This window comes from Micrococcus sp. Mcc28 (assembly GCF_024519775.1).
In the GTDB taxonomy this organism is placed as follows: domain Bacteria; phylum Actinomycetota; class Actinomycetes; order Actinomycetales; family Micrococcaceae; genus Micrococcus; species Micrococcus luteus.
Genome location: NZ_JALJRH010000015.1, coordinates 31,916 through 57,448, shown reverse-complemented (window position 1 = coordinate 57,448; position 25,533 = coordinate 31,916). Strand labels below are relative to the sequence as shown.

General features: G+C 70.7%; 26 protein-coding genes. 18 read left to right on the top strand and 8 right to left on the bottom strand.

What is annotated here, in order from left to right:
* Window positions 1-3: 3 nt before the first annotated feature.
* Window positions 4-1,317, bottom strand: coding sequence for an APC family permease (locus NR073_RS09050; RefSeq protein WP_238692760.1), 1,314 nt, complete (start codon window positions 1,315-1,317; stop codon window positions 4-6).
* Between the two features lie 311 nt (window positions 1,318-1,628).
* On the opposite strand from NR073_RS09050, the gene NR073_RS09045 reads away from it, so the two are divergent.
* Window positions 1,629-1,940, top strand: coding sequence for a hypothetical protein (locus tag NR073_RS09045; RefSeq protein ID WP_127435145.1), 312 nt, complete (start codon window positions 1,629-1,631; stop codon window positions 1,938-1,940).
* An 81-nt stretch (window positions 1,941-2,021) separates the two neighbouring features.
* On the opposite strand, the gene gabT is transcribed toward NR073_RS09045, so the two are convergent.
* On the bottom strand, window positions 2,022-3,344 hold the full coding sequence (gene gabT, locus NR073_RS09040; RefSeq protein WP_127435146.1) for a 4-aminobutyrate--2-oxoglutarate transaminase: 1,323 nt from the start codon (window positions 3,342-3,344) through the stop codon (window positions 2,022-2,024).
* A gap of 145 nt (window positions 3,345-3,489) precedes the next feature.
* Between gabT and NR073_RS09035 the strand changes: the two genes are divergently transcribed.
* The 5 genes from NR073_RS09035 to NR073_RS09015 all read left to right on the top strand — a co-directional run bounded on the left by NR073_RS09035 (window position 3,490) and on the right by NR073_RS09015 (window position 9,090).
* Entirely contained in the window at window positions 3,490-4,398 is a 909-nt protein-coding gene (locus tag NR073_RS09035; protein WP_127435147.1) for a LysR family transcriptional regulator, read from the top strand.
* A 131-nt stretch (window positions 4,399-4,529) separates the two neighbouring features.
* Window positions 4,530-5,453, top strand: a complete 924-nt coding sequence (locus NR073_RS09030; RefSeq protein WP_127435148.1) for an Ig-like domain-containing protein — start codon at window positions 4,530-4,532, stop codon at window positions 5,451-5,453.
* Between the two features lie 289 nt (window positions 5,454-5,742).
* On the top strand, window positions 5,743-6,648 hold the full coding sequence (locus tag NR073_RS09025; RefSeq protein ID WP_134377145.1) for a class F sortase: 906 nt from the start codon (window positions 5,743-5,745) through the stop codon (window positions 6,646-6,648).
* A 122-nt stretch (window positions 6,649-6,770) separates the two neighbouring features.
* On the top strand, window positions 6,771-7,841 hold the full coding sequence (locus tag NR073_RS09020) for a DUF305 domain-containing protein (RefSeq protein ID WP_036338927.1): 1,071 nt from the start codon (window positions 6,771-6,773) through the stop codon (window positions 7,839-7,841).
* 205 nt (window positions 7,842-8,046) lie between these two features.
* The gene (locus NR073_RS09015) at window positions 8,047-9,090 is read left to right on the top strand and encodes a hypothetical protein (RefSeq protein ID WP_036338930.1); all 1,044 of its coding nucleotides are present in this window, start codon (window positions 8,047-8,049) and stop codon (window positions 9,088-9,090) included.
* A gap of 9 nt (window positions 9,091-9,099) precedes the next feature.
* Here the strand turns inward: NR073_RS09015 and NR073_RS09010 are convergent, their stop codons facing one another.
* The gene (locus tag NR073_RS09010; RefSeq protein WP_095354181.1) at window positions 9,100-9,405 is read right to left on the bottom strand and encodes a GNAT family N-acetyltransferase; all 306 of its coding nucleotides are present in this window, start codon (window positions 9,403-9,405) and stop codon (window positions 9,100-9,102) included.
* Window positions 9,406-9,816: 411 nt separating this feature from the next.
* Here NR073_RS09010 and nrdH point away from each other — a divergent pair, with 411 nt between their 5' ends.
* The 9 genes from nrdH to NR073_RS08965 all read left to right on the top strand — a co-directional run bounded on the left by nrdH (window position 9,817) and on the right by NR073_RS08965 (window position 18,855).
* Window positions 9,817-10,062, top strand: a complete 246-nt coding sequence (gene nrdH / locus NR073_RS09005) for a glutaredoxin-like protein NrdH (RefSeq protein ID WP_036313172.1) — start codon at window positions 9,817-9,819, stop codon at window positions 10,060-10,062.
* Between the two features lie 11 nt (window positions 10,063-10,073).
* The gene (gene nrdI / locus NR073_RS09000; protein ID WP_004167610.1) at window positions 10,074-10,541 is read left to right on the top strand and encodes a class Ib ribonucleoside-diphosphate reductase assembly flavoprotein NrdI; all 468 of its coding nucleotides are present in this window, start codon (window positions 10,074-10,076) and stop codon (window positions 10,539-10,541) included.
* A gap of 47 nt (window positions 10,542-10,588) precedes the next feature.
* Entirely contained in the window at window positions 10,589-12,715 is a 2,127-nt protein-coding gene (gene nrdE, locus NR073_RS08995) for a class 1b ribonucleoside-diphosphate reductase subunit alpha (protein ID WP_180537555.1), read from the top strand.
* 249 nt (window positions 12,716-12,964) lie between these two features.
* Entirely contained in the window at window positions 12,965-13,948 is a 984-nt protein-coding gene (gene nrdF, locus NR073_RS08990) for a class 1b ribonucleoside-diphosphate reductase subunit beta (protein ID WP_152743901.1), read from the top strand.
* 507 nt (window positions 13,949-14,455) lie between these two features.
* Window positions 14,456-15,361: a MetQ/NlpA family ABC transporter substrate-binding protein gene (locus tag NR073_RS08985; RefSeq protein WP_123244148.1), complete on the top strand. Its 906-nt coding sequence runs from the start codon at window positions 14,456-14,458 to the stop codon at window positions 15,359-15,361.
* A 3-nt stretch (window positions 15,362-15,364) separates the two neighbouring features.
* Window positions 15,365-16,459, top strand: coding sequence for a methionine ABC transporter ATP-binding protein (locus tag NR073_RS08980; RefSeq protein WP_134377146.1), 1,095 nt, complete (start codon window positions 15,365-15,367; stop codon window positions 16,457-16,459).
* The gene (locus NR073_RS08975) at window positions 16,456-17,133 is read left to right on the top strand and encodes a methionine ABC transporter permease (RefSeq protein ID WP_256748757.1); all 678 of its coding nucleotides are present in this window, start codon (window positions 16,456-16,458) and stop codon (window positions 17,131-17,133) included. Before NR073_RS08980 ends, NR073_RS08975 begins: the two co-directional genes overlap by 4 nt.
* Before the next feature lie 88 nt (window positions 17,134-17,221).
* Complete coding sequence (locus NR073_RS08970) at window positions 17,222-18,088, top strand: thioesterase family protein (RefSeq protein ID WP_036381633.1); 867 nt, start codon at window positions 17,222-17,224, stop codon at window positions 18,086-18,088.
* On the top strand, window positions 18,085-18,855 hold the full coding sequence (locus tag NR073_RS08965) for a lipoate--protein ligase family protein (RefSeq protein WP_256748756.1): 771 nt from the start codon (window positions 18,085-18,087) through the stop codon (window positions 18,853-18,855). The genes NR073_RS08970 and NR073_RS08965 overlap by 4 nt, the downstream gene beginning before the upstream one ends.
* 31 nt (window positions 18,856-18,886) lie before the next feature.
* Here NR073_RS08965 and NR073_RS08960 read toward each other — a convergent pair whose 3' ends face one another.
* The 3 genes from NR073_RS08960 to NR073_RS08950 are packed head-to-tail and all read right to left on the bottom strand — an operon-like array spanning window position 18,887 to window position 21,290.
* Window positions 18,887-19,507, bottom strand: a complete 621-nt coding sequence (locus tag NR073_RS08960; RefSeq protein ID WP_020628074.1) for a uridine kinase — start codon at window positions 19,505-19,507, stop codon at window positions 18,887-18,889.
* A 32-nt stretch (window positions 19,508-19,539) separates the two neighbouring features.
* A complete protein-coding gene (locus NR073_RS08955) occupies window positions 19,540-20,196 on the bottom strand; it encodes an MBL fold metallo-hydrolase (RefSeq protein ID WP_004167600.1) in 657 nt (218 codons plus the stop codon).
* Window positions 20,196-21,290 carry an S-(hydroxymethyl)mycothiol dehydrogenase gene (locus NR073_RS08950; RefSeq protein WP_044659656.1) on the bottom strand — a complete coding sequence of 365 codons (1,095 nt, stop codon included), beginning with the start codon at window positions 21,288-21,290 and terminating at the stop codon, window positions 20,196-20,198. The genes NR073_RS08955 and NR073_RS08950 overlap by 1 nt, the downstream gene beginning before the upstream one ends.
* 205 nt (window positions 21,291-21,495) lie before the next feature.
* Between NR073_RS08950 and NR073_RS08945 the strand changes: the two genes are divergently transcribed.
* The 3 genes from NR073_RS08945 (at window position 21,496) to NR073_RS08935 (ending at window position 23,548) form a co-directional block, all read left to right on the top strand.
* Window positions 21,496-21,765, top strand: a complete 270-nt coding sequence (locus NR073_RS08945; protein ID WP_044659657.1) for a hypothetical protein — start codon at window positions 21,496-21,498, stop codon at window positions 21,763-21,765.
* A gap of 1 nt (window position 21,766) precedes the next feature.
* Window positions 21,767-22,618 (top strand): SOS response-associated peptidase, encoded by an 852-nt coding sequence (locus NR073_RS08940; RefSeq protein ID WP_044659658.1) that lies wholly within the window; start codon window positions 21,767-21,769, stop codon window positions 22,616-22,618.
* 213 nt (window positions 22,619-22,831) lie between these two features.
* Complete coding sequence (locus tag NR073_RS08935; protein ID WP_230278124.1) at window positions 22,832-23,548, top strand: hypothetical protein; 717 nt, start codon at window positions 22,832-22,834, stop codon at window positions 23,546-23,548.
* A 68-nt stretch (window positions 23,549-23,616) separates the two neighbouring features.
* Here NR073_RS08935 and NR073_RS08930 read toward each other — a convergent pair whose 3' ends face one another.
* Both NR073_RS08930 and NR073_RS11355 read right to left on the bottom strand, forming a co-directional pair.
* Complete coding sequence (locus NR073_RS08930) at window positions 23,617-24,087, bottom strand: PKD domain-containing protein (protein ID WP_004167595.1); 471 nt, start codon at window positions 24,085-24,087, stop codon at window positions 23,617-23,619.
* A 464-nt stretch (window positions 24,088-24,551) separates the two neighbouring features.
* Window positions 24,552-24,995: a DUF6318 family protein gene (locus tag NR073_RS11355; protein ID WP_155643112.1), complete on the bottom strand. Its 444-nt coding sequence runs from the start codon at window positions 24,993-24,995 to the stop codon at window positions 24,552-24,554.
* Window positions 24,996-25,533: the final 538 nt, after the last annotated feature.

The window sequence follows — 25,533 nt, the reverse complement described above, 5'->3', positions numbered from 1 at the left end:
GGGTCAGCGACGCGCCAGACGTTCCAGTAGACGCTCCTCTGCGTCCTCGCCCGGGGTTATCCCGCGCGGGATGCGGAAGAGGAAGACGAAGCCGAGCAGCCACCACAGGCCGAAGAAGGCATAGGCCATCGGGGCGATGGAGGCGGGCATCCCCGGGATGTAGAGGCTGAGCAGCCCCGCTGTGAGGATCACACCGGTCACGCCCAGCACTCGCCCGGCGGTCGCGCCGCCCGCGCGGAAGGGGCGGTCCATCTCCGGCTCGCGGCGGCGCAGGAGCAGGAACACGACGCAGACCATCATGTAGGTGAACACGATGGACGGGGAGCCGGAGTCCACGAACCAGCCCAGGGCGCCCGCGCCGAAGAACGGCGCCGCGATGGAGAGCACGCCGATGAACAGCACCGCGTTCGACGGGGTCCGGTACTTCGGGTGGATGTGTCCGAACCAGCGGGGCAGCATGCCCGAGACGCCCATCGCGTAGAGCAGGCGAGCCGCGCCCATGAGCAGGGCGATCCAGGAGGTGAGGATGCCGGCCAGGCCGCCCACGAGCAGCACGTTGGCCATGGCCGGGCTGTGGAACAGGGCCGCCATGGCGTCAGCCGTCACGAGGTCGGCGTTCACGAGCTGCTCACGGGGCATCGAGGACGCGTTCGTCAGGATCACCATGATGTACCAGAGGGTCGCGGCGGCCACCGAGACGATGATCATCACGCCCATGCGGCGAGGGGGCATGTTGAGCTCCTCGGCCGACTGAGGGATGACGTCGAAGCCCACGAAGAGGAACGGCACGACGACCATCACCGTGAAGAGGCCCCGGGCGTCCGTGAAGAGCGGCTCGAAGTTCGCGACGGAGCCACCCGTTCCGGCCCCGAACACCAGGAGTGCGCCGATGACGAGCAGCGTGGCGACGACGATCGTCTGCACGATGCCGGCCAGTTTGACGCCGATGTAGTTGATCCAGGTGATGACCACGGCGGCCCCGGCGCCGACCAGCGCCCAGACGAGGTAGACGTCCGAGCCGAAGGCGTTCCACAGCGGGATCGACTCGATCTCGGGCCAGATGTACGCGGTGGTGCGGGGGAGGGCGACGGCCTCGAACGCGACGATCGAGATGTATCCGCCCGTGATGCCCCACGAGCCGAGGAAGCTCCACCGCGCGCCCATGCCACGCAGCAGGAAGTGATGCTCGCCTCCGGCCTTCGGGATCGCTGCGACGAGCTCGGCGTACACCAGCGCGACGACGGTCATGATCAGGCCGCCGGAGACGATCGCGATGATCGAGCCCAAGGTGCCGGCGTTCTTGAGCCAGCCGCCCACGAGGACGACTCAGCCGAAGCCGATCATGGCGCCGAAGCCCATGGCGTAGGCGTCGAGCGACGAGAGGGTCTTCTTGAGACCCGGCCCTGTCTCGGGCGGGGAAGAGGTCACGTGGCTCATGGAGCCCCCTTTCTCGGGGGTGGGGGAGTGATGACCGCCATATTCTCCCCGATCGTCGGCCAGGGTCGTCTCCGTCGGCTGGGTGCCTACCGCACAGCGGGTTCTAGGCTGGCGCGCCCTTGTCCCTTCATCCGGGGCGTGGCCATCATGGATCGGATCCCCGTCGAGAACTGCAGAATCGAGAATGTCTGATGTACCCCACCCCGATGACCTTCGACGTGGCGCGTGCCGGCCGCGCTCTCGCCCAGGTCAGTGTCCGCACCCTGGCCACCGCGGCCGGCCTCGAGAAGGAGCAGCTGCGCCGCTTCGAGAAGGGGCTGGCCGACCTGCGGGTGGACGAGCGTCTGCGTCTGGAGAAGGCCCTGCGGAAGTACGGCGTCGGGCTGGTCCCGGAGGACGAGTTCGGCGGCACGGGGGTCCGCCGGATCTTCACCGCCGAGAAGTCCCGGCGCCTCGAGGCCATGGAGAACGAAGGCGGCCCCGCCTACGAGGACGACATCTGAGTCCTCTGCCGACAGGCGGACGGCCCCGCATCCCGGACGGGGATGCGGGGCCGTCGTCGTCGGTCCGCCGGTGGCGGGGGCTCAGGCGGACCGCAGCGCCTTCGTGACCTCGCTCAGGCCCTCCTTGAGGAGGTCCTCACCGATGGTCAGCGGCGGCAGGAAGCGGATGACGTTGCCGTAGGTGCCGCACGTGAGCAGGATGACGCCGGTGGCGCGCACGGCCGCGGCCACGGTGGCGGTCAGCGTCGCGTCCGGCTCGCCGGTGGCGGGGTCCACGAACTCGATCGCCATCATCGCGCCGCGGCCGCGGACCTCGGCGATGCGGTCGTCGGCGTTCTGCTCGAAGTGCTCGCGGATGACCTGCTCGATCCGGCGGGCCTTCTCCAGGAGACCGCCCTCCTCGACGGCCTCGAACACGGCGAGCGCCGCCGCCGTGGCGACGGGGTTGCCCCCGTAGGTGCCCCCGAGGCCGCCCGGGTGCACGGAGTCCATCACCTCGGCGCGGCCGGTGACGCCGGAGAGCGGCATGCCGCCGGCGATGCCCTTGGCGGTCGCCATCAGGTCCGGCTCGATGCCCTCGGTCTCGGAGGCGAACCAGGTGCCGGTGCGGGCGATGCCGGACTGGACCTCATCCGCGATGAACAGGACGCCGTTGGCCTTGCACCACTCGACCACGGCCGGCAGGAAGCCCTCGGCCGGGACGATGAAGCCGCCCTCGCCCTGGACCGGCTCCATGATCACGGCGGCCAGGTTGTCGGCGCCGATCTGCTTCTCCAGCGCGGAGATGGCACGCTGCGCGGCCTCGGCGCCGGACAGGCCGTCGCGCAGCGGGTAGGAGCCGGGCACGCGGTAGATCTCGGGGGCGAACGGTCCGAAGCTGTGCTTGTAGGGCATGGACTTGGCGGTGAGCGCCATCGTCAGGGTGGTGCGGCCGTGATAGGCGTGGTCGAACGCGGCCACGGCCTGCTTGCCGGTGTAGGCGCGGGCCACCTTGACGGCGTTCTCCACGGCCTCGGCGCCGGAGTTGAACAGGGCGGTGCGGGTCTCGCCGGGGATCGGGCTGGTGCGGTCCAGCTGCTCGGCCACGGCCACGTAGCCCTCGTAGGGCGTGATCATGAACGAGGTGTGGGTGAACCGCGCGACCTGCTCCTGGACGGCGGCCACGACGCGCGGGTGGGAGGCGCCCACGGAGGTCACGGCGATGCCGGAGGCCAGGTCGATCAGCCGGTTGCCGTCCACGTCCTCGAGGATGCCGCCCGCGGCGCGGGCCGCGTACACCGGCATGGTGGTGGCCACGCCGGCCGGGACGGCACGCTGCTGGCGCTCGGCGAGCTCACGGGAGCGAGGGCCGGGCAGCTCGGTGGCCAGATGGCGGGTCTGCTCGAGGTCGGGGGTGGCGGTCATGGGGGTGCCTCCTGGGGACGGCTCACGGGGAGCGGGGACGACGGGTGGGCACGACAACGACGCGTCGGGCCGCGTCCTCCCATGGTGGGGCGTTGAGTCCATGCCGTCCAGTGATCATCTGGCATGGCGGCTATGCTCATCCGGCATGGAGGAGAAACTGCTCCGGGCCTTCGTCACGGTGGCCGAGGTCGGCACGGTCTCGGGGGCGGCGATCCGCCTGGATCTCGTGCAGTCCGCGCTCAGTCGGCAGCTGCAGCGGCTGCAGCGTGAGCTGCGCCTGCCCCTGTTCGCCCGGGTCAGCGGCCGGCTCGAGCTGACGACGGCCGGCGAGGCGTTCCTCCCGGTGGCGCGCGAGGTTCTCGTCGCCCATCGACGGGCGGAGCAGGCGGCCCGCGCGCTCGCCTCCGGGCGGCTCACGGACGTGGCCGTGGCCGCACCGGGCACCACCCTCATCGACGTCGTGCTGCCGTTCGTGGCCACCTTCGGCGAGGAGGACCCGCGCCCGCGCGTGGCGGAGACCCAGCTCGACGACTCGCTGCTCGACGCCGTCGCGCGGCACGACCTCGTGGTGATGCCGACGGTGCCGCCTCCCTCCGTCGCGTCGCTGCCGCTGATGGACCTGCCGGTCTGGGCGTACGTCGCCCCGGGCCACCCCTGGGCAGGCCGGACGCGGGTGTCCCTCGACGACCTCGTGGCCCAGCCCGTCGTCGCGCCCGCCCGCACCTTCATGGCGCGGCGCGTCCTCGACGGCGCCGTGGCCGTGGCGGGCCTCACGCCACCGGCCCTCGTCGAGGCGAACTCCGGGCGGGTGGCCCAGGCCCTGGTCGCGACGGGGGCGGGCGTCGCCGTCGTCACCGAGGACCCGGCCTTCGAGCTGACGCCGGTGCGGGTCATCGCGCAGGGGCGGGCGCTCGCGGTGCGACTGCACGCGGCATGGCGGGAGGATCACTTCGCCGCCGCGACGCTGGAGGCGATCGCCCGTCGGCTGCAGGCCTTCGTCTGGGACCGCTATGCCGAGCCCGGGGATGCGGCGTCCCACATGAAGAGTGAGTGAATTCTGCGGCTGCGGCCAGGCGGCGCTCACCAGATGCACATGTGGCAGATAGGATCGACGTGTCCGTGACCCACGTCACCTGCACTCACTCGGGGTGACACCACGCCCGCACCGCCGAACCGGAGGACCCCATGTCCCTGCAGTTCCCCGCCCGCCTGTCCGCCGCCGCCCTCGGTGCAGCCGTCCTCGTCGGCGTCGCCGCCGCCCCGGCCCACGCCGCCACCTGGACGCCCGAGCACGGCACCCCGTCCGGCACGTTCGTCAGCGCGGACGACGACCTGATGGAGTTCGTCCTCTACGACAACTTCGCGACCGAGGACATCCGTGCCGTCGTCGTCACCGCGTCGGGGGAGGAGACCGAGATCCAGGTCGACTTCATCACCGAGGACGACATGGGCGCCGTGTTCATGCACGACATCGAGCAGGTCCTCGGCGGCGACCTGGCGCAGCCCTACGAGGTGCACGTCTACGGCGCCGGCCAGCTCGCCTTCGGCGCGGCCTTCGCCGCCGACGGCACCATGACCCCGATCGAGGCCGAGGAGTTCATCCCGTTCGAGGACTGGGCCGAGGTCGCCACGTGGCGGGTCTACACGGACCAGAACGCGACCGTCGTCGAGTCCCTCGTGACCGAGGACGGCGGCGTGCCGAGCCCGATCGACGCCGAGCTCACCGTGGCGCCGAAGCACGGGACCGTCGAGATCGGCGGGACCTCCTTCGGCTACACCCCGGAGAAGGACTTCCTCGGGACCGACACCTTCACCGTGGTGATGACCGCGAACGGCGTCACCCGGACGGTCGAGTTCACCGTGGAGGTGCTCGACCTGCCGGGCGACTCCACGCCCACCCCGATCGACCCGGCGCCGGCCCCCGAGCCGCAGCCGGAGCCGGAGCCGGCTCCGGAACCCGAGCCCGCCCCCGAGCCGGCTCCGGAACCCGAGCCCGCCCCGGAGGAGCCGGTCGATCCGGCCCCCGCCCCCGAGGAGCCCGCCGAGCCCGAGCAGCCGGCCGAACCGGTCGTCGACGAGGGCGAGCCCGCGGCCCCGGCTCCCGAGTAGCCGGCCGAGGACGGCCACACCGTCCCGGACACGGTCGAGACCGGCAACGGCTCCGCGTGGGGCCTGGCCGCCATCGGCGCCCTGGCCGCCGGCGTTCTGGTGCGCCTGCGCCGCACCTTCGGCCTGGCCTGAGCCCGCACCGAGGCGGCCGGGGCGCACCCGCGTCCCGGTCGCCTCGGCCATCCCGAACGGACGACGCGCCGGGCCGAGGCCGGAGCGCGTGAGACCATGCCGTCGTCGGACGCGGCCCCGGGCGGGCCGCGTCGATGCACACGAGGGGAGAACCCGGATGAACACCACCGTCCGACGCGCCCTGTGGGTGGTCCTGGTGCTGCTGTGCCTGGGACTCGTGTTCCTCGCGCTGCGCGGGGTGCTGGCGGTCGGCGCCGTGCCGATCAGCGCCGCCCCCACCCTCAGCGCCACGGCGTCCGCGACCCCGTCGCCGTCGCCGTCGCCGTCCTCGGCACGCTTCACGCCCAGCCCCGCAACGACGGCCACCCCGACCCCGACGCCGAGCCCGTCCTCGGCGTCACCCACGCGGGAGGCGGCGGTTCCCGTCGAGACCCAGGAGCTCGCCGGCACACCCACGCCGTCCGAGGAGCCGACCCCCACCGAGGAGCCGGCGCCGTCCGAGGAGCCGGCACCGTCCGAGGAGCCGACCCCCGCCGCGGCCGCCCACCTCTCCGGCCCCGCCGCCCCGTGGGACGAGGTCACGGCGACGCCCGTGCACGTGGACGTCCACCAGGACGGCGAGCAGATCGTCGGAGCGGGGATCGACCTCACGCAGTTGGATGAGGGCGGCGACCTGGACCCGGAGCCACAGACGGTCGGCTGGTACGGCCCGCCGCAGTGGGGCACCACGCCGGGGGAGCGGTCCCGGTACGCGGGGGTCCTGGCCGGGCACGTCGTCTACCACGGCGTGCGGGACGTGTTCTGGAACCTGGGCGACGTGCGCGCGGGTGCCGTCGTCGTGGTGACATACGACGACGGCACGCAGGCCGCCTTCGAGGCGGACGCGGACGCGGTCTCGATGGAGAAGGAGGCGCTCACCCAGGATCCGTCGCACCGCTGGGCATGGGAGCCCGGGGGCGACGACGCGAAGGTCACGCTGATCACGTGCGACCTCGTGCCGGGCACCGGGATGGCCGGGAACGCCTTCAACAACTGGGTGGTGCAGGCCACCCGCGTCGCCTGAGGCCGCGGCGACCCCGGGGCCGGGAGGCCGGAGGGGTACCCTGGGGAGGCCGGGGCGGCCGACCGCGTCGGACCGCCCTTGACCCCGTGACCGGGTGACGACCGCCGAGAGGACCTGCGCCCATGAGCCGAGCCGACATCGCCCCCGCCCGCGTGCACCCCCGCCGCTGGAGCGTGGCCGTCGGAGGGGCGCTCCTGAGCATCACCCTGGCCACCGGCGGCTGCAGCGTCGCCGAGGAGCCCGGACAGACCGGTGGCACGGAGGCGGGGAACACCTACCTGGAGGGCGTGCTGGCCAGCCCCAGCCAGACGTCCGCCGACCCGCTCGCGGCGGACATCCAGTTCGCGGGTCTGCTGCTGCGCAACCACCGCGACGCGATCCAGCAGTCCGATCAGGTGCTGGGCAAGGACGGCGTGGACCAGGAGATCCGGGCCACCGCCGAACGGATGAAGTCCGAGCACGAGGAGCGGGCGGGCCGGCTCGAGTCGATGCTCGAGGGCTGGGGCGTCCCCTCGGATGACGTGCGCGGTGCGGGTGCCGAGGCGACCCCGTCTGCGCAGCCCGAGTCCACGGAGGACGCGGAGCCGGCGGAGATCGTGGGCGACGAGCTGCGCGCCGGACTCCTGTCCGACCGGGAGAAGAACGTGCTGGCCGCCGCCGAGCCGGAGGAGGCAGGACGGATCTACCTGCTCCAGATGCGCCGCCTCTATCAGGGCGCGCTGACGATCTCCGCCACGGAGGCGGAGGACGGCTCGGACGACGCGGCGAAGGAGCTGGCCTCCAGCGTGGTCGAGGGCCACCGCAAGGAGCTGGAGAGCTTGGCCGCGACGCTCGCGGAGATGGGCGTGATCGGGTCGAGCGGGGCGCGCACGGCGGAACCGTCCGGGTTCACCGGCCCCATCAAGATCGAGGGCACCGGCGCCGACGGCGGCTCCGTCCCCTCGGACTTCGTCCCGGAGCCGCTGCAGCGGGTGCGCAACTTCCGCGCCACCCAGAAGCCGGTGCTGCCGTCGTCGAGCTCGCCCAGTTCCTCCAGCGCGTCGGGCTCCGCCAGCGCGTCCGGCCGGGACGCCGAGGACCAGCGGGGGCGGGACACCGCATCGGCGAGCCCGTCGCCCAGCCCGGCCGACACGGCGCAGGCCACCCCGCGCCCCTCCTCCGGGGCAAGCCCCTCGCCCAGCGCATCCCGCTGACACACCGGCCGGCCGGGCGGCCCGATCCGCATCGCGCGTCGCCGTGACCGAGTCGATAGCGCTTCGTCACCGGATGGTGACCCGCCTCACGTCCGTGCGGCGTAGATTCGTGCCGACGCGGCGAGTGCGGCATCCGGTCGACCTCGGGCGTCCGAGCCGGAGAACCCTTCGGCCCGTCGCAGCACCGCACCCCTGGAGGAGCACGATGCGCACCGCCCGACCGACCCGCCTTGCCGCCGCCCTGGGCGCCGGCGTCCTTCTCACCGGCCTGGGGGCGACCCCTGCCCTCGCCTCACCCGCCCACCCCGCTGGATGGACCGCCGAGCACGGCCTGCCCGGCGGATCCTTCCTCGTGGCCGGCGCGGAGGGTGAGACCGGTGCCTCCTTCGGCACCGAGTTCGAGGTGGACGAGTCCGACGTCCGCCTGACGGTGGCTCCGGTGCTGGAGGGGGAGGCCCGCGGCGCCGAGACCGAGGTCCCGTTCACGTACGACGACGAGTTGGAGCGCGGTGACTTCGACGTCGCCGCGGCCCGGCGGAGCCTGGGCGAGTCGGGGACCGGTCCCGTCGTCTACACCCTCTACGTCCTGGGCGGCGAGGTGGCCGCCCTCACCTACGGTCCGGACGCCGACCTCACCGACGCTGACCCGGGCGAGCCGCTGCGCGCCGACCAGCGTCATGAGCTCGGCTTCCACATGCTCCCCACCGCCTGGGACACCACCCTGCTCGCGGCGCCGGGGGAGCGACACGTGTTCATCTCCTCGTACACGGGCGATGAGGCGGCGCCGCTGACGCTCGTCGCGGGCCCGGCCGAGGGTCGGGTCGTCGAGGTGACGGAGGAGGAGACCGGCGGGCCGCGCGGCTACGTGTACCAGGCGCCCGAGGGCTTCACCGGATCCGACACCGTCACCCTGCGGGCCACGAGGGACGGCGTGACGACGACGCGGACGGTGACCGTGCGGTTCGGCGATCCCCGCGTGGACCTCTACGACTGGGAGAACGGGCGGATCCCGGGGTTCGTGACCTTCCCCGTGGCCGGCCCGTTCGACGACGCTCCGGGCCAGCCGGCCGATCCCGACACTCCCACCTCGCCGGCGGAGCCCGAGACCCCTGCGGATCCGGCCGACGGCGAGCACACGGTGCCGGACACGGTCGAGACCGGGCGTGGTCCGGCGGCGTGGCCCGTCGCCGTCGCGGTGCTGGCCGCGGGCGTCCTGGCCGTGGTGCGCCGGCACCGCGTCGCGGCCTGACCGCGCCGGTCAGTGGGGCGCGAGCAGCGCGCTCTTCTCCGGGTGCTCGTCGAACCACTGGGCGACGTACCAGCACATCGGCACGATGCGGCGGCCCCCTGCGGGGCCGCCGTTCGTCGCGATGTCCTCGACGGCGCCCGCGGTCAGCGCGGCGGCGTGGCCCCGGCCGCGGTGCACCGGGATGGTGAACGCGCGGTTCAGGGAGACGGCCGCGCCGTTGTCCCGGAAGTCGAGGACGGCGAGCAGTGTGCCGCCGTCGTGGAGCTCGTAGCGGGACTCGGCGTCATTGCGGGTGACGGTGGGGGAGGTGCTCATGCCGGGGCAACCCCCGGTGGTCACGGGGTATTCCGACGCCGGCCGGCGGCGGGCTCCTACATGTAGTGGTCCGCGGGGGCCGGACACGCCGCTCGCGGACGTGGCGAACCCGACTTTCCGGCTGTGGGAACCCGGCCCCGAGATCTCCACCGGCTGTGGACAGTCGACCTCGGTCCCGGCGTGTCCCGCATGTCCGCGCGGATCGTCTCGCACAGCAGGGTGTGGACAGGATGGGCAGAGGGTGGGGATACGTAACTACAGCGGTGTGACTACTACATGTAGGGATGGTTCCCGGCTGTGATCACTAGATGTAGTATCGACGCAGATGTTCGGCACGCCCCGTGATTCACCTCGCGGGCGCCGCGCCGACACCCGCAGACCACCAGAGACCACGAAGGAACAGGGATCGCCATGACCGTCACCGTGTACACCAAGCCGGCCTGCGTGCAGTGCAACGCCACCTACCGTGCACTGGACAAGAAGGGCATCGCCTACGAGGTCGTGGACATGTCCCAGGACCCCGCCGCCCTCGAGCGCGTCCGTGCCCTCGGCTTCATGCAGGCCCCCGTTGTCGTCACCGAGACCGACTCCTGGTCCGGCTTCCGCCCGGACAAGATCGCCGAGCTCGCCGAGTCCGCCGCGGCATCGGTGGCCTGACCGGAGTCGACATGACCGTCGCCGCGGACCCGAGCCACATCCGCTCGGCCGAGGCGCAGGGGCTCGTCCCCACCGACGCGGGACTGATCTACTTCTCCTCCGCCTCCAACTACACGCACCGCTTCGTCGAGAAGCTCGAGCTGCCCGAGGACCGGGTGGCTCGACTGCCGTTGATCACCCGGGAGCCCACCCTCGGGGCCACCGCCCCGTACGTCCTGATGACCCCCACCTACGGCGGGGGCAGCGGGCCGGGCGCGGTCCCGAAGCAGGTGATCAAGTTCCTCAACGTCCCGGAGAACCGTCACTGGATTCGGGGTGTGATCGCGTCCGGGAACACCAACTTCCATGAGGGCTACTGCCTGGCCGGCTACATCATCTCCCGCAAGTGCCAGGTGCCCCTCATGTACAAATTCGAGCTGATGGGCACGCCCGACGACGTCGAACGCGTCCGCGGCGGCCTGGAAGGACTGTGGACATGACCACCACCGCACCCACCGAGGCGGACCTCATCCGCCAGGCGAAGAACATGCCCGCCGAGTGGCAGAACCTCGGCTACCACGAGCTCAACGCCATGCTGAACCTCTACGGCGCCGACGGTCGCATCCAGTTCGAGGCCGACCACGCGGCCGCGCGCCAGTACTTCCTGCAGCACGTCAACACCAACACGGTGTTCTTCCACGACCTGGAGGAGAAGCTCGACTACCTGCAGAAGAACGACTACTACGAGACCGAGACGTTCGAGCAGTACCCCTTCGAGTTCATCCGGGGCCTGTTCGATCGTGCCTACAAGGCCAAGTTCCGCTTCCCGACCTTCCTCGGCGCGTTCAAGTTCTACACCTCGTACGCCCTGAAGACCTTCGACGGCAAGCGCTACCTCGAGCGCTACGAGGACCGCGTCGCCGTCGTCGCCCTCCACCTGGCCCGGGGCGACCAGGAGCTGGCCACCCACCTGGTGGACGAGATGATCGCCGGCCGCTTCCAGCCGGCCACCCCCACCTTCCTCAACTCGGGCAAGAAGCAGCGCGGCGAGCTCGTCTCCTGCTTCCTGCTGCGCATCGAGGACAACATGGAGTCGATCGCCCGCGGCATCAACTCCGCCCTGCAGCTGTCCAAGCGCGGCGGCGGCGTGGCCCTCTCGCTGACCAACATCCGCGAGCACGGCGCGCCCATCAAGCAGATCGAGAACCAGTCCTCCGGCGTCATCCCCGTGATGAAGCTCCTCGAGGACTCCTTCTCCTACGCCAACCAGCTCGGCGCGCGCCAGGGCGCCGGCGCGGTGTACCTCAACGCGCACCACCCGGACATCCACCGCTTCCTCGACACCAAGCGCGAGAACGCGGACGAGAAGATCCGCATCAAGACCCTCTCCCTCGGCGTCGTGATCCCGGACATCACGTTCCAGCTGGCGAAGAAGAACGAGGACATGTACCTGTTCTCGCCGTACGACGTCGAGCGCGTCTACGGGGTGCCGTTCTCCGAGATCTCCGTGACCGAGAAGTACTACGAGATGGTCGACGACGCGCGGATCAAGAAGACCAAGATCAACGCGCGCGAGTTCTTCCAGACCATCGCCGAGATCCAGTTCGAGTCCGGCTACCCGTACGTCGTGTTCGAGGACACCGTGAACGCCGCGAACCCGATCAAGGGCCGCATCACCATGTCCAACCTGTGCTCCGAGATCCTGCAGGTCTCCGAGGCCTCCGAGTACAACGAGGACCTGAGCTACGCCCACGTGGGCCAGGACATCTCCTGCAACCTCGGCTCGATGAACATCGCCAAGACCATGGACTCGCCGGACTTCGGCCGGTCCGTGGAGACCGCGATCCGTGCGCTGACGGCCGTGTCGGTCATGTCCGACATCCAGTCGGTGCCGTCCATCGCCAAGGGCAACGCGGCCTCCCACGCCATCGGCCTGGGGCAGATGAACCTCCACGGCTACCTGGCGCGCGAGCGCGTCCACTACGGCTCGGAGGAGGGCATCGACTTCACGAACATGTACTTCTACGCGGTGCTGTTCCACGCGCTGCGGGCCTCGAACCGGATCGCCATCGAGACCGGCCAGCGGTTCGGCGGGTTCGAGGACTCGAAGTACGCCTCGGGGGAGTTCTTCGACAAGTACACGGACCAGGAGTGGGCGCCCGCCACCGAGCGCGTCGCCGAGCTGTTCGCCGAGGCCGGCATCGCCCTGCCCACGCAGGACGACTGGCGTGAGCTGAAGGCCTCCGTCATGGAGCACGGCATCTTCAACCGCAACCTGCAGGCCGTCCCGCCGACGGGCTCGATCTCCTACATCAACAACTCGACCTCCTCGATCCACCCGGTGGCCTCGAAGATCGAGATCCGCAAGGAGGGCAAGCTCGGCCGCGTGTACTACCCGGCGCCGTACCTCACCAACGAGAACCTCGAGTACTACGAGGACGCGTACGAGATCGGCTACGAGAAGATCATCGACACGTACGCCGCGGCGACGCAGCACGTGGACCAGGGCCTGTCCCTGACGCTGTTCTTCAAGGACACGGCCACCACCCGTGACCTGAACCGCGCGCAGATCTACGCGTGGACGAAGGGCATCAAGACGATCTACTACATCCGCCTGCGCCAGCTCGCGCTGGAGGGCACCGAGGTCGAGGGCTGCGTCAGCTGCATGCTCTGACAGCCAGCCCTTCGAGGCGGGAAATCCGGCGTATTCCGCGCTTCTGAGCGCAGGTGCGCTCGATTTCCCGCCGCGAAGTGGAGCGGCGCGCCTGGCCGGGCGGGGCGGGCCCACGACGTCGTGAGCCCGGACCTGCCCGAGTGGCTGCCGCTGCCCCTGCGGGCCTAGACTGTCCCGGACCCGCGCCCCGCTGACCGTGCTCTCGAGAGCCCCCGGAATCCGCGGATTCTCAACGAATTCTTCTGAAGGATGTGCCCTGCCGTGACCGAGACCCAGCAGTCCCACCTCGTCGAGGCGATCAACTGGAACCGCATTCAGGACGAGAAGGACGTGGAGGTGTGGAACCGCCTCGTCAACAACTTCTGGCTGCCGGAGAAGGTGCCGCTGTCCAACGACGTCCAGTCCTGGTCCCACCTCACGGATGAGGAGCGGCTGCTCTCCATGCGCGTGTTCACGGGCCTGACCCTGCTGGACACGATCCAGGGCACCGTGGGCGCCGTCTCCCTCATCCCGGACGCCATGACCCCGCACGAGGAGGCCGTCCTCACGAACATCGCGTTCATGGAGTCGGTGCACGCGAAGTCGTACTCCTCGATCTTCTCCACGCTGGCCTCCACCCCGGAGATCGACGAGGCGTTCCGCTGGTCCCGTGAGAACCGGAACCTGCAGGCCAAGGCCCGCCTGATCGTGGAGCGCTATGACGGCCAGGACCCGTACAAGAAGAAGATCGCCTCCACCCTGCTCGAGTCCTTCCTCTTCTACTCGGGCTTCTACTGGCCCATGTACCTCTCCGGGCACGCCCGCCTCACCAACACCGCCGACCTGATCCGCCTGATCATCCGCGACGAGGCGGTGCACGGGTACTACATCGGCTACAAGTACCAGCGGAGCATCGAGACCCTGCCGGAGGAGAAGCGGGAGGAGCTCAAGGCGTTCACCTTCGAGCTGCTGTTCGAGCTGTACGAGAACGAGGTCGAGTACACCCATGACCTCTACGACGCCGTCGGTCTGGCCGAGGACGTGAAGAAGTTCCTGCACTACAACGCGAACAAGGCGCTGATGAACCTGGGCTACGAGCCCATGTTCCCGGCCGAGACCACGAACGTGAACCCCGCCATCCTCTCCGCGCTCTCCCCGAACTCGGACGAGAACCACGACTTCTTCTCCGGCTCCGGCTCCTCCTACGTGATCGGCAAGGCCGAGAACACCGAGGACGAGGACTGGGACTTCTGATCCCGTCCGCCTGAGCCCCGTCCCGACGACGGCCGGTCGCCTCCCCGCGGAGGCGCCCGGCCGTCGTCGTCTCGCGGGGGCATCACACGTCGGCCCCGGGCCCCGCAGTATGACGCTGCGCGTCACCGCCCTGCCCGATGGAGCGCACACGCTGCGATAGGCTTGGGCCCAGCTTCAGGAGAAGCGGCTGTGGACCCCGCCTCGGCGGGTCCACGTGGTCCCACGACGAGCCGCTCGCCAACCCCATGTTCACGGGTGGCAACGGACCGAGAAGCGGCCCGCCTCCGCTGCGTGCAGACCCCTCGAGGGGAGCCCGCGGTGACTGGGGGACGGGCAAGAGCAGCGTTCGAAAGGATCCCGGCCTCCGGCTCGGGGCGTCTCTCGCCCCCCGCCCGCCGTGCTGTGCCCCGCGGGGAATCACCCACCGCACGGCCCACCCCGCACCGTTCCGCACCCGCCGTGCCCACCCGCGCCGGCGACGTCGCACCGTCCTCCAAGGAGAACCCCATGACGACCCCCTCGAACATCTCCCGCCGCTCCTTCGCCGGCCTGTCCTTGGCCGCCGTCGGCGCGTTCGCCCTGACCGCCTGCAACTCGCAGGCCGAGAAGAAGGGCGACGACGGCGCCCAGACCGTGCGCATCGGCGTCGTGTCCGAGAACGAGACGCACCGCGCCCTGGTGAAGCTCGCCAAGGAGAAGCACGGCATCGACGTCGAGATCCGCAACTTCACCGAGTACACGCAGCCGAACCCGGCGCTGGACAACGGCGACATCGACATGAACTGGTTCCAGCACATCGCCTACCTGGCCGACTACAACCAGGCCTCCGGCAAGGACCTGACGCTGATCGGGACCACCGAGATCATCCCGCTGCCCCTGTACTCCAAGAAGTACAAAGACGTCTCCGAGTTCAAGAAGGGCGACACCGTCGCCATCCCGAACGACACCGTGAACCAGGCCCGCGCCATCAACGTGCTCGTCGCCGCCGGCCTGTTGAAGCTGTCCAACGAGACCATCCGCCCGGAGGTCCGCGACATCGACGAGGCCGCCTCCACCGTGACGGTGCAGCCCGTGGCCGCGCAGCAGACCGTGAACGCGCTCGAGTCCGTGCAGGGCGCGGTCATCAACAACACGTTCTCGGCCGACGCCGGCATCGACACGAACACCGCCCTGTTCAAGGACGACCCCCAGGCCGACTCCGCCAAGCCGTTCGTCAACGGCTTCGCCGTGCGCCGCGCGGACCGCGAGAACGAGACCTACAAGAAGGTCGCGGCCCTGTACCACGAGCAGGCCGTGCTGGACGAGTCCGCGAAGCTCTCCTCCGACACGAGCGTGCCGGTGCAGCTCGACGCCGCCCAGATCGACGAGACCCTGAAGCAGTACCAGGACGCGATCGCGAAGCAGGACGCCTGATCCATGGCAGGTTCCCATACGTCCGACCGTGACGCGGTCACCCCGGGGCGCCACTCTGAGGGCGCCCCGGGGGAGCCGGTCATCGTCTTCGACCACGTCAGCCGCGTCTACGCCGCCAAGAAGGGCCGCGGCGTCACGGCCGTGGACGACGTCTCGCTCTCCGTGCGACGCGGCGAGGTCTTCGGCGTGATCGGCTTCTCCGGCGCCGGCAAGTCCACCCTGATCCGCATGATCAACGGGCTGGAGAAGCCGACGTCGGGCACCGTCACGGTGCTGGGCCAGCAGGTCTCCCACCTGTCCGAGGCGAAGCTGCGTCCGCTGCGCACCCGCATCGGCATGGTGTTCCAGCAGTTCAACCTGCTGACCTCCCGCACGGTGGCCGGGAACATCGAGTTCGCCCTGGACACGGCCGGCTGGCCACGCTCCAAGCGCCGCGCTCGCGTGGCGGAGCTGCTCGAGTTCGTCGGCCTGGCGGACAAGGCCAAGCACTACCCGGAGCAGCTCTCGGGCGGCCAGAAGCAGCGCGTCGGCATCGCCCGCGCCCTGGCCGCCGAGCCGGAGATCCTGCTCGCGGACGAGGCCACCAGCGCCCTGGATCCCTCGACGACGCACGAGGTGCTCTCCGTGCTGCGCCGCGTCAACGAGGAGCTCGGGGTCACGATCGTGGCCATCACCCACGAGATGGAGGTCATCCGCTCGATCGCCGACCGCGTCGCCGTGATGGACACCGGCCGCGTGGTGGAGTCCGGCAAGGTCTACGACCTCTTCTCCCGGCCCGCCCACTCCGCCGACGCCGCGTCCTTCGTGGCCACGGCGCTCAAGGATCGGCCGAATGCCGAGGAGGTGGCCCGCATCCGGGCGCGCACCGAGGGCCGGCTGATCATGGTCTCGCTCAAGGACGCCGCCGCGGTGTCGGCCGTGCTCGGCACCGCGTCGACGCGCGGCGTCAGCTTCGAGATCGCCCACGGCGGCATGTCCGCCACCAAGGACTCCGCGTACGGCCTGCTCACCGTGGCGCTCACGGGTGAGCCCGCCGCGGTGGACGCGTTCGTCGCGGACCTGGCCGGCGCCGGGGACGTGCAGGAGGTGCAGCAGTGATCGACCGTTTCCAGAACCTCGACTGGGGGTACTACGGCCCCGAGCTCCTGACCGCCGTGGGGGACACCCTCTACATGGTCGGCTGGGCGTTCGTCATCGGCGGCGTCCTCGGCCTGCTGGTCGGGCTCGTCCTCTACACCACGCGCCCGGGCGGCATCTTCGCCAACCGCGCCGTCTACCTGGTCACGAACTTCATCGTGAACCTCATCCGGCCCATCCCGTTCGTCATCCTCATCGCCGCCCTGCAGCCGCTGACCATCGCGACGCTCGGCACCGGCATCGGCAACACCGCCGTGGTGTTCTGCATGATCTGGGCGTCCACGTTCGGCATCGCCCGCATCGTGGAGCAGAACCTCGTCTCCCTCGACCCCGGCGTGATCGAGGCCGCCCGCGCGATGGGCGCCTCCCGCATGCGGATCGTGCGCACCGTGGTGCTGCCCGAGGCCCTCGGCCCGCTGATCCTCGGCTTCACGTTCGTGATCATCTCGCTCGTGGACATGTCCGCCATGGCGGGCATCATCGGCGGCGGTGGCGTCGGCAACTTCGCCATCGTGGAGGGCTACAACCGGTTCCGTCCGGAGGTCACCTGGCTGGCCGTCGTCGTGGTGATCGTGTTCGTCCAGGCGCTGCAGCTGATCGGCAACGGCATCGCCCGCAAGGTCATGCGCCGCTGAACCCCGGCTCGGCCCACGCCGTGACGGCCGGTGACATCCCCGCGGGGACGTCACCGGCCGTCGTCGTCGTTCTGGCAGACTTCGGCCCATGACCGACATCACCTCCACCCCCGCGACCTCCGTCGCCGACGATCCCCTGGCCTTCTACGTCCGCCTCGGCGAGCCCACCGTGGACGCCGACGGCGTCCGCACCTCCCGCGTGCGCTCCACCGTGCACGCCCAGGGCGCATGGCGGGAAGAGGAGATGCACATGGCCGCCGTCTCGGGCCTGCTGCTGCACGAGGTCGCCGCGCACGAGACCACTCCCGGGCTGCGGGTGGGACGGCTCTCCTACGACATCCTGGGCACGCTCTGGTCGGGCGAGCTCGAGGTGGTCACGCGCACCCTGCGTCCGGGCCGGACCATCGAGCTCGTCGAGTCCGTGCTCCACGCCCGGGGCCGCACCGTGCTGACCCTGCGGGCCTGGCTGCTGTCCACCTCGGACACCTCCGCCGTCGCCCAGCTGCCGGACGAGCCCCTCCCGCCGCGCTCGCAGGCGCAGTCGCACAACGCGCTCCACGGATGGGGAGGCGGGTACATCGCCTCCCTCGACGGCGTCATCCTGCCCGGCCACGGGCCGGGCCACGGCCGGGTGTGGCTCACCACGGACCGCGAGATGGTGGCGGGGGAGAGCACGAGCGACCTGGTGCGCCTGATCAGCCTCACCGACGCAGCCAACGGGATCGCCCCGGCCCTGCCGGCGAAGCCGGGCGGGTGGTTCTTCCCCAACGTGGACCTGCAGATCCACCTGTACCGCGAGCCCACCGGCCACTGGCTCGGCCTCGCGGGGCAGGTCACGGTGGGCCCGGACGGCGTGGGCCTGACCAGCACCGTCCTCCACGACGACGACGGCCCCTTCGCCCACGTCGAGCAGACCCTCACCCTGCGCTCCTGGCCGGTCGAGGGCGGCCTGTGAGTGCAGCTCCCCGGCTGCGCTGGGCTGTGCAGGAGCGGACCCTCGGGGCCGTCGAAGACCTCGACTGGGCCATGGGCGAGCTGGCCGTCTTCCGCGCCGCCGCGGCCGAGGGAAGGGCCCTCGACGATCTGATCCGCGTCTACGTGCCCGAACCGACGGTCGCGTTCGGCCAGCGCGACGCGCGGCTGCCCGGTTTCGCGGCCGCGGCTGCGGCGGCCCGGGCCCACGGCTTCGCGCCGGCGGTGCGCCGGGCCGGCGGGAGGGCGGCGGCCTACCATCACGGCTGCCTGGTGGTGGACCACCTGAGCCAGCAGGAGGACGCGGCACTCACCCAGCAGGCCCGGTTCGCCGAGTTCGCCGACCTGTTCGTGCGGGCGTTCGCGCGCATGGACGTGCCCGCCTCCGTGGGCGAGATCCCGGGGGAGTACTGCCCGGGCGAGTTCTCCGTGCAGGGTCCTGCGCCGACCTACCCGGTGAAGCTGGCCGGCTCCGCGCAGCGCGTGGTGAAGGGGGCGTTCCTGTTCTCCACCCACGTGGTGGTGTCCGACCCCGCCCCGCTGCGGGCCGTGCTCGTCGACGTCTACCGGGAGCTCGGCCTGGACATGGACCCCCGCACGGCGGGCGCGGCCGAGGACGTGCGTCCCGGGGTGAGCGTCCCCGCGTTCGCCGTGGCCCTGCGGGAGGAGTACACGGCGTGGGCCGCCGCCGCCGGGCTCGAGGTCGTGGACGAGCAGCTCGCCGTCCTCGGCGCGGGCACCGCCGGCTGAGGGCACGGGCGGCCCGGCTGCGGGCGGCCCGTCAGGCCGTGAGATCCGCGATGATCTCCCGCTTGCGTCGCGGGGTGAAGCCGGCCGCCACGGCCGCCGCCCGGCGCGCCGCGTCCGTCCGGTACAGGGACCAGCCCCGCTGCACGAGGAACGGCACGGGCTTGCGACGCTCGGCGACATCGCGCACGAACCGGCGGGCCGCCGTCGTGGTCCGCGCCTGGTCGATGTACCAGGCCGCGTAGCGGACCCTGGCCCGGTCCAGGGCGGCGGGCATGCGCTCGGCGAAGATGCCCTCCGCCACGATCACCCCGCCCGGCTCGAGCGCGACGGTGCTGTGCCCGCGGACGGAGGACGTGGAGATGTCGTAGTCGGGCACGCGCGTGGCGCCCTCCTCGAGCAGTTCGACGACGGCGTCCACGGCCGCCTGCTCATCCCACGTTCCGGGGTGGTCCCAGTCGATCTCACCGTAGGGGGTGCGCGGGAACACGGGGCCGGGCCCGCCCGCGGCGCCGTCGTCGGACTGCGGACGGTAGAACGCATCGAGCGAGAGGTGGGGCCGGCCGTGCCGCCGGGCCAGGTAGGACTTGCCGGAGCCCGACGCGCCGCCGAGCAGGATCACGGAGGGAGGGGGCGAGGCGGGGAGGATGGTCACGGGGGACCATTCTTCCCCACCTCGGCGCGTCCTCAGTGGCCGCGGTCGATCCACTCCTGCAGGTGCGGCTTCTCCGTGCCGATTGTGGTGGAGTCGCCGTGGCCGGTGTGGACCACGGTGGCCTCCGGCAGCGGGAACAGGCGCTCGCGGATGGACTCGATGATCGTGTCGAAGTCCGAGTACGAGCGGCCGGTGGCGCCGGGCCCGCCCTGGAACAGGGTGTCGCCGGAGAACACGACGCCGGTCGGGGCGCCGTCGTCGCCGGCCTCGCCCAGCGCGGGGGCGTACAGGCAGACCGAGCCGGGGGAGTGGCCGGGGGTGTGCAGCACCCGCAGCTCGACGCCGGCCACGCGCAGGACGTCGCCCTCGGCGAGCGCGCCGTCGGGCTCCTCGTCGGGGAAGACGTCGTCCCAGAGCATGCGGTCTGCTGGGTGGAGCAGCACGGGGGCGTCCACCATCTGGCGGAACTCCTGGACCTGGCGGATGTGGTCGTCGTGGCCGTGGGTGAGGACGATGGCCAGCACCTGGCGGCCGTTCACCTTCTTCCAGACGGCCGAGGCGTCATGGGCCGGGTCGATGACGACGCACTGCTCCGCGCCGCCGACGATCCACACGTTGTTGTCCACGTCGAACGTCTCCCCGTCCAGGGAGAACGTGCCGGAGGTGACCAGGTGATCGATGCGCGCCATCAGAGCACCACCACCGAGCGCAGGACGTCGCCGGACTTCATCGTCTCGAAGGCCTCGTTCACCTCGTCCAGGGCGATGGTCTCCGTGACGAACTCGTCCAGCGGCAGGCGGCCCAGGCGGTACTGGTCCACGAGCATGGGGAAGTCGCGCTCCGGCAGGCAGTCGCCGTACCACGAGGACTTCAGCGCGCCGCCGCGGCCGAACACCTCCGGCAGGGGCAGCTTCAGCTCCATGCCGGGGGTGGGCACGCCCACCAGGACGACGCGGCCGGCCAGGTCCCGGGCGTAGAACGCCTGCTCGTAGGTCTCCGGGCGGCCGACCGCATCGATGACCACGTCGGCGCCGAAGCCGCCGGTCGCCGCGCGGATGGCCTCCACGGGGTCCTCGTCCTTCGAGTTCACGGTGTGGGTGGCGCCGAGCTCCTCAGCCTTGGCGAGCTTCTTGGCGTCGATGTCCACCGCGGTGATCGTGGTGGCGCCGGCGAGCTTCGCCCCGGCGATCGAGGCCACGCCGACGCCGCCGCAGCCGATCACGGCCACGGACTCGCCGCGCTTGACCTCGCCGGTGTTGATGGCCGCGCCGATGCCGGCCATGATCCCGCAGCCGAGCAGGCCGACCGCGGCCTGTTCCTCGGGCGTGTCGACGCCGTCGACCTGGGTGCACTGCTTGGCGTGGACGAGCGTCTTGTCCGCGAACGCCCCGATGCCCAGGGCCGGGGACAGCTCCGTGCCGTCCTCCAGGGTCATCTTCTGGGTCGCGTTGTGGGTGTTGAAGCAGTACTTCGGTTCGCCCTTCCGGCACGCGCGGCACTCGCCGCACACGGCGCGCCAGTTGAGGATCACGGTGTCGCCGACCTTGACGTGGTCGACGCCCTCGCCGATCGCGGAGACCACACCCGTGGCCTCGTGGCCGAGCAGGTACGGGTACTCGTCGCCGATCCCGCCCTGCTGGTAGTGCAGATCCGTGTGGCAGACGCCGCAGGTCTTGATGTCGACGACGGCCTCGCCGGGTCCCGGATCGGGGATGACGATGGTCTCGATGGTGACGGGGGCGTCCTTCGCCATGGCGACGACGCCGCGGACCTTCTGGGACACGTTGTTCCTCCTGGTGGTGGGGATCTGCCCGATGCCGCGCATGCGTGGGGCGGCGCGACGTGCGGGCTCGTTCTGCCCATCCCATCACAGGTGTCTGTGCGACGCATCGGTGAGCAGCCGGGGGGCCTGGTGTGTGGTGTCGCCGCGGCGGCCGGGGGAGACTGCAACCTGACCCGCAGCACCGATGTGAACGGAGGGGCGAACCGTGGCAGGACATGGCAGAGACGAGGACGAGGCGTACGAAGCTCCGGAGGCTCCAGCCGGGGCTCCGGCCGGTGCCCGGAACGGCACCGGGGCGCTCGCTCAGTGGCGCATCCCACTGGTGGGGCTGCTGATCGGCGTCGGCCTGGGGGTGGTGTTCGGACTGGGCACCGAGAGGCCCTGGGGCACTGTGCTCGGCTGCGCGATGATGGGCTTCGCCCTCGGCATCGCGTGGATGTATGTCGAGCGTGGCCGGGACGGGAGGGACCGCTGACGTGTGCGGCCGCTACGTGATGGCCCGCGCCACGAGCGACCTGGTGGCCCTGGGCGATGCCGAGACGAATGAGGAGCTGGTGCTGCGCCAGAGCTGGAACGTGGCGCCGACAGCCGAGGTGCCGATCCTCGTGGCGCACGCGGACGACGGCGGTGCCGGAGGCACCCGTGGGGGCGACGGCGGTGCCGGGGTGACCCGGCGGATCCACGTGGCCCGCTGGGGCCTGGTGCCGCCGTGGGCGAAGGAGCTGTCCGTGGGGTCCCGTGCGTTCAACGCGCGCTCGGAGACCGTGGCCTGCAAGCCGACGTTCCGGGCCGCCGTCCGCGCCCGCCGCTGCGCCGTGCCGGTGGAGGGCTACTACGAGTGGAAGACGCCGGAGCCTGGCGCCAAGGGTCCCGACGGGCGGGCCGCGAAGAAGCAGCCCTACTACGTGCACCCGGCCGGGGCCGGGGACGGCGAGGGGCCGGTCATCTGGTTCGCCGGCCTGTACGAGTGGTGGCAGGACCCCGAGGCCAAGGCGGCGGGGGAGGACGCCTGGGTCCTCTCGACGACGATCCTCACCATGGCCGGGCCCGACGCGGACGACGACGATCCGGTGCTCGCCGCACTCGGCCAGCTGCACGACCGGCTGCCCGTGCCCATGGACGCCGAGACGATGGACCGGTGGCTCGCCCCGGACACGCTCGGGTCCGCCGAAGAAGCCGACGCCCTCGTGGGCGAGGTGTGCGCCGGCGCGTACGACGTCGCGGCGGGCTGGTCGCTGCGGCCCGTGGGGGGCGCTGTGGGGAATGTCCGGAACAACGGGCCGGAGCTGACCCAGGAGATGAGAGAGCAGCAGGGAACGCTGCTCTGAGGGACGGGGCGACGGGGATGACCTGCCCGTGAGGCGCGGAAATGCGACGCCGCGGCATCGTGATCGGATCGAGACGGATCCGAGACCGTCCTGAACTCCCCCTGAGAATGGGCTCTGCGTAGCGTGGGTGTCACCGGGCCGGCGCGAGCGCCGCATCTTTCGGCGGGGTGCCACGGTGAGGCCGGAGACGGTCATCTCCTGTTCACCCTGTCCGTGGACGGCACCCCGGTGGCCGCCGCTCTCTACGATGAGGCTGCCGGCACTCCGGAGGGCAACATAGGCCCCTCTGCCGGGCTCGTCTACGCGTGGGGCGAGCACAGCCTGGCCGACCCCGTGTTCGGGGACTACCCCGAGCGGTTCCTCACGCTGGAGCACGCCGAGCCGGGCGTGCTGCTGCCGTTCCGGTCCGAAGGCCTGGGCGACGACGCGGCGGTTGCGGAACTCTCGTGGGGTCCGCGCTGGGGTGCCCTCTGGCGCGACACCACGGTGGACTCCTTCACCGGGTTTCACTACCTCGCCGACGCGACATACCCGACCGACGACCGCCTCGTCCTCGACTGGTCGCTGGACGGGGTGACCGAGGGTGAGGACGTCATCATCACCCAGGACGCGGAGCGGTCCGCCGTCTTCGCACTCGTCGAGTTGCTCGCGGACGGGCAGAAGCCTTGGGCCCTGAACGTGCCGGCGGGGGAGGACGCCCCGTCTCCCGGCGAGGCGGACCCGGTGCCGCCCGCCGAGCAGGAGCCCGTCGACACTCCGGCTCCCGTGGCCGGGGAGGAACCGGGGGAGGGAACGGGCGGGGAGGAGACCCACACGACCCCGGACACGGTCGAGACCGGGCGTGAGGTTCCGGCGGGCGCGCTCGGAGCGCTCGCGGCCCTCGGCGCGGGACTCGTGCTCATGGCCCGGGGGCGGGTGCGCCGGGTCTGACACACCCGGCCGACGAGGGGGCCGCGGGGCGGTGGACGGGAGACCGTCGGCCGCCCCGCGGTCTGTGCTCAGCCGGCCGGAGCGGATTCGATGGGGCCGGTGCAGCCCCAGGCTGAGGAGTCGACGCTGCAGTCATCGGCGACATTGCGGGTGATGGTGCGCCAGATATTCGCGGTGACAGGGGCCGAGTCGAGGCTGATGGTGCCCGGGATGAGCACCCACTCGCCCCCGGCCTCCCGGTATTCGCCGATGTACACGGTGGTGAGGCGGACCGTGTACTGCCCGGTGTCCTCGTACACGTGGCTCGTGGGGGTGGGGACGTTGAACTCCGGCTGGCTCTGGCCTGCGACCGAGGTGGTCTTGGTGGGGGACCCGTCCCCGTAATCCCAGTGGAAGCTCACCGGCGTGGCGCGGAGTTCGACCTCGACCCCGTTGAGGGTGGTGACGAGCGTGCGCGTCTCGGCGTCTGCGTAGAAGTTCGTCTCCGCATTGCGGATCCCGCGTCCGCCATTGTCCGACCGGATCTCAGGCTCCAGCACGAGGAGCGTGCGGACCTCGTCGATGGAGACGGGCGGGGCGCCGTTGCTGGAGGCCTTGGCCGTCCAACATTTGGGGGCGCCATAGACGGGATTCGCATCAGGTTGACGGGTGTCTATGGTCTGCGCCCGGATCCATGAACCCTCGGGGCAGAAGTTGTCCTCCTGCTCTCGGCAGCTCTCGAAATCCGAGTTGCCGAGCTGCCCTGGGATGCACGCACTGACCGTCTTGTGCTCTAGGTGGGATGCCACGGGAGCCGACGAGTTTGCACCGTCTGTTCCAGGTGAAGAAATCTCCGACGGATCGGTGCAATTTACTTCAGACTTCACGGCGTTGTCGCCTATTCCATAGGAATTTCCCTGGGTGCCACATTTGACTACGGGTTCTTCGGAGGCGGCGGGCTGTGCAGTAAGGAGCAGGGAGGTAAGAGCGAAACCGCACAGGAAAAGCCTAGGTTTCATGCTGGTCATCCGGCTGGAGACTCGAGCGTCATGCTGTCTACGACCCAATGTCCAAGGTCACTTGAGTAGGAAAGTTCTGCAATCCACGGACTTTCAGGTGAGGCTGAAACCTCTCCGCCGGGAAGAATTTTTCCCTTGGAGTCACGGGCAGTCTCAGGGCTCAGATCGATGAGAAGTGTTGCTATATATCCGTCTGTAGATGGCTGGGTCGCCATGGAGGTGATGCTTGGGCCGTCGCCAGACATCCATCCGTCGTTCTCATATAGACCTGTCATTGACTGCTTGTACTGCTCGCAAAATTTGCAAGTCTTGCCTGATACCTCTTGCAGAGGTTGGGGCTCACCCGTCTGCTGCAGGAAATAAGTCGCCTCCCAGAAATAGCGAATCGCCGCCTCGGCGCCCTCCTTGGTCTCTTCCTTCATGGCGGCGGGCATCTCCGGCTTGGGCACGTTCTGAGCGGGACCGTCGGCAGATGCGGGCACGTATTCGCCGGACCTGCTCTCCGTGGCCGTGGGGGATGAGCTGACGCCCGCGGTCTCGCTCGTGCTCGCGGGCGCGGACGTCTCGACGGCGGGCTTGGCGGACGAGGGTGACGTCGTCGACGACTCGGCGGGCTCGGACTGCCCGCCACAGGCGGTCAGTGCGAGCGCCAAGGCCACGCTGAGCGTGCCGGCCTGGGCGAATCGGTGGCGGCGCAGGGCGCGCCCGGGTGCGGTGAGAGACATTTCCCCTCCAACTGGACGTCCGTCGTGTGTCCGCGCCTCCCGCGCTGATCCCGCAGCGCGGTGCCCGTGGCATGCGAGGCCCGGTTGGTTCGGAGTATACGCAGGCGGATTGTGGTCCTGCTCGCATTGTCCACAGGACCGTGCCGGCGCACTTCTTCCGGCCCAAGAGACGATTTTCTCGTGCATGTGCGCCCCAGGGTCGGGTCGAGGTCCGCGGTCAGGACTCGGTCCCTCCCATCCCGGGGGCCATGCGTCCTTAACG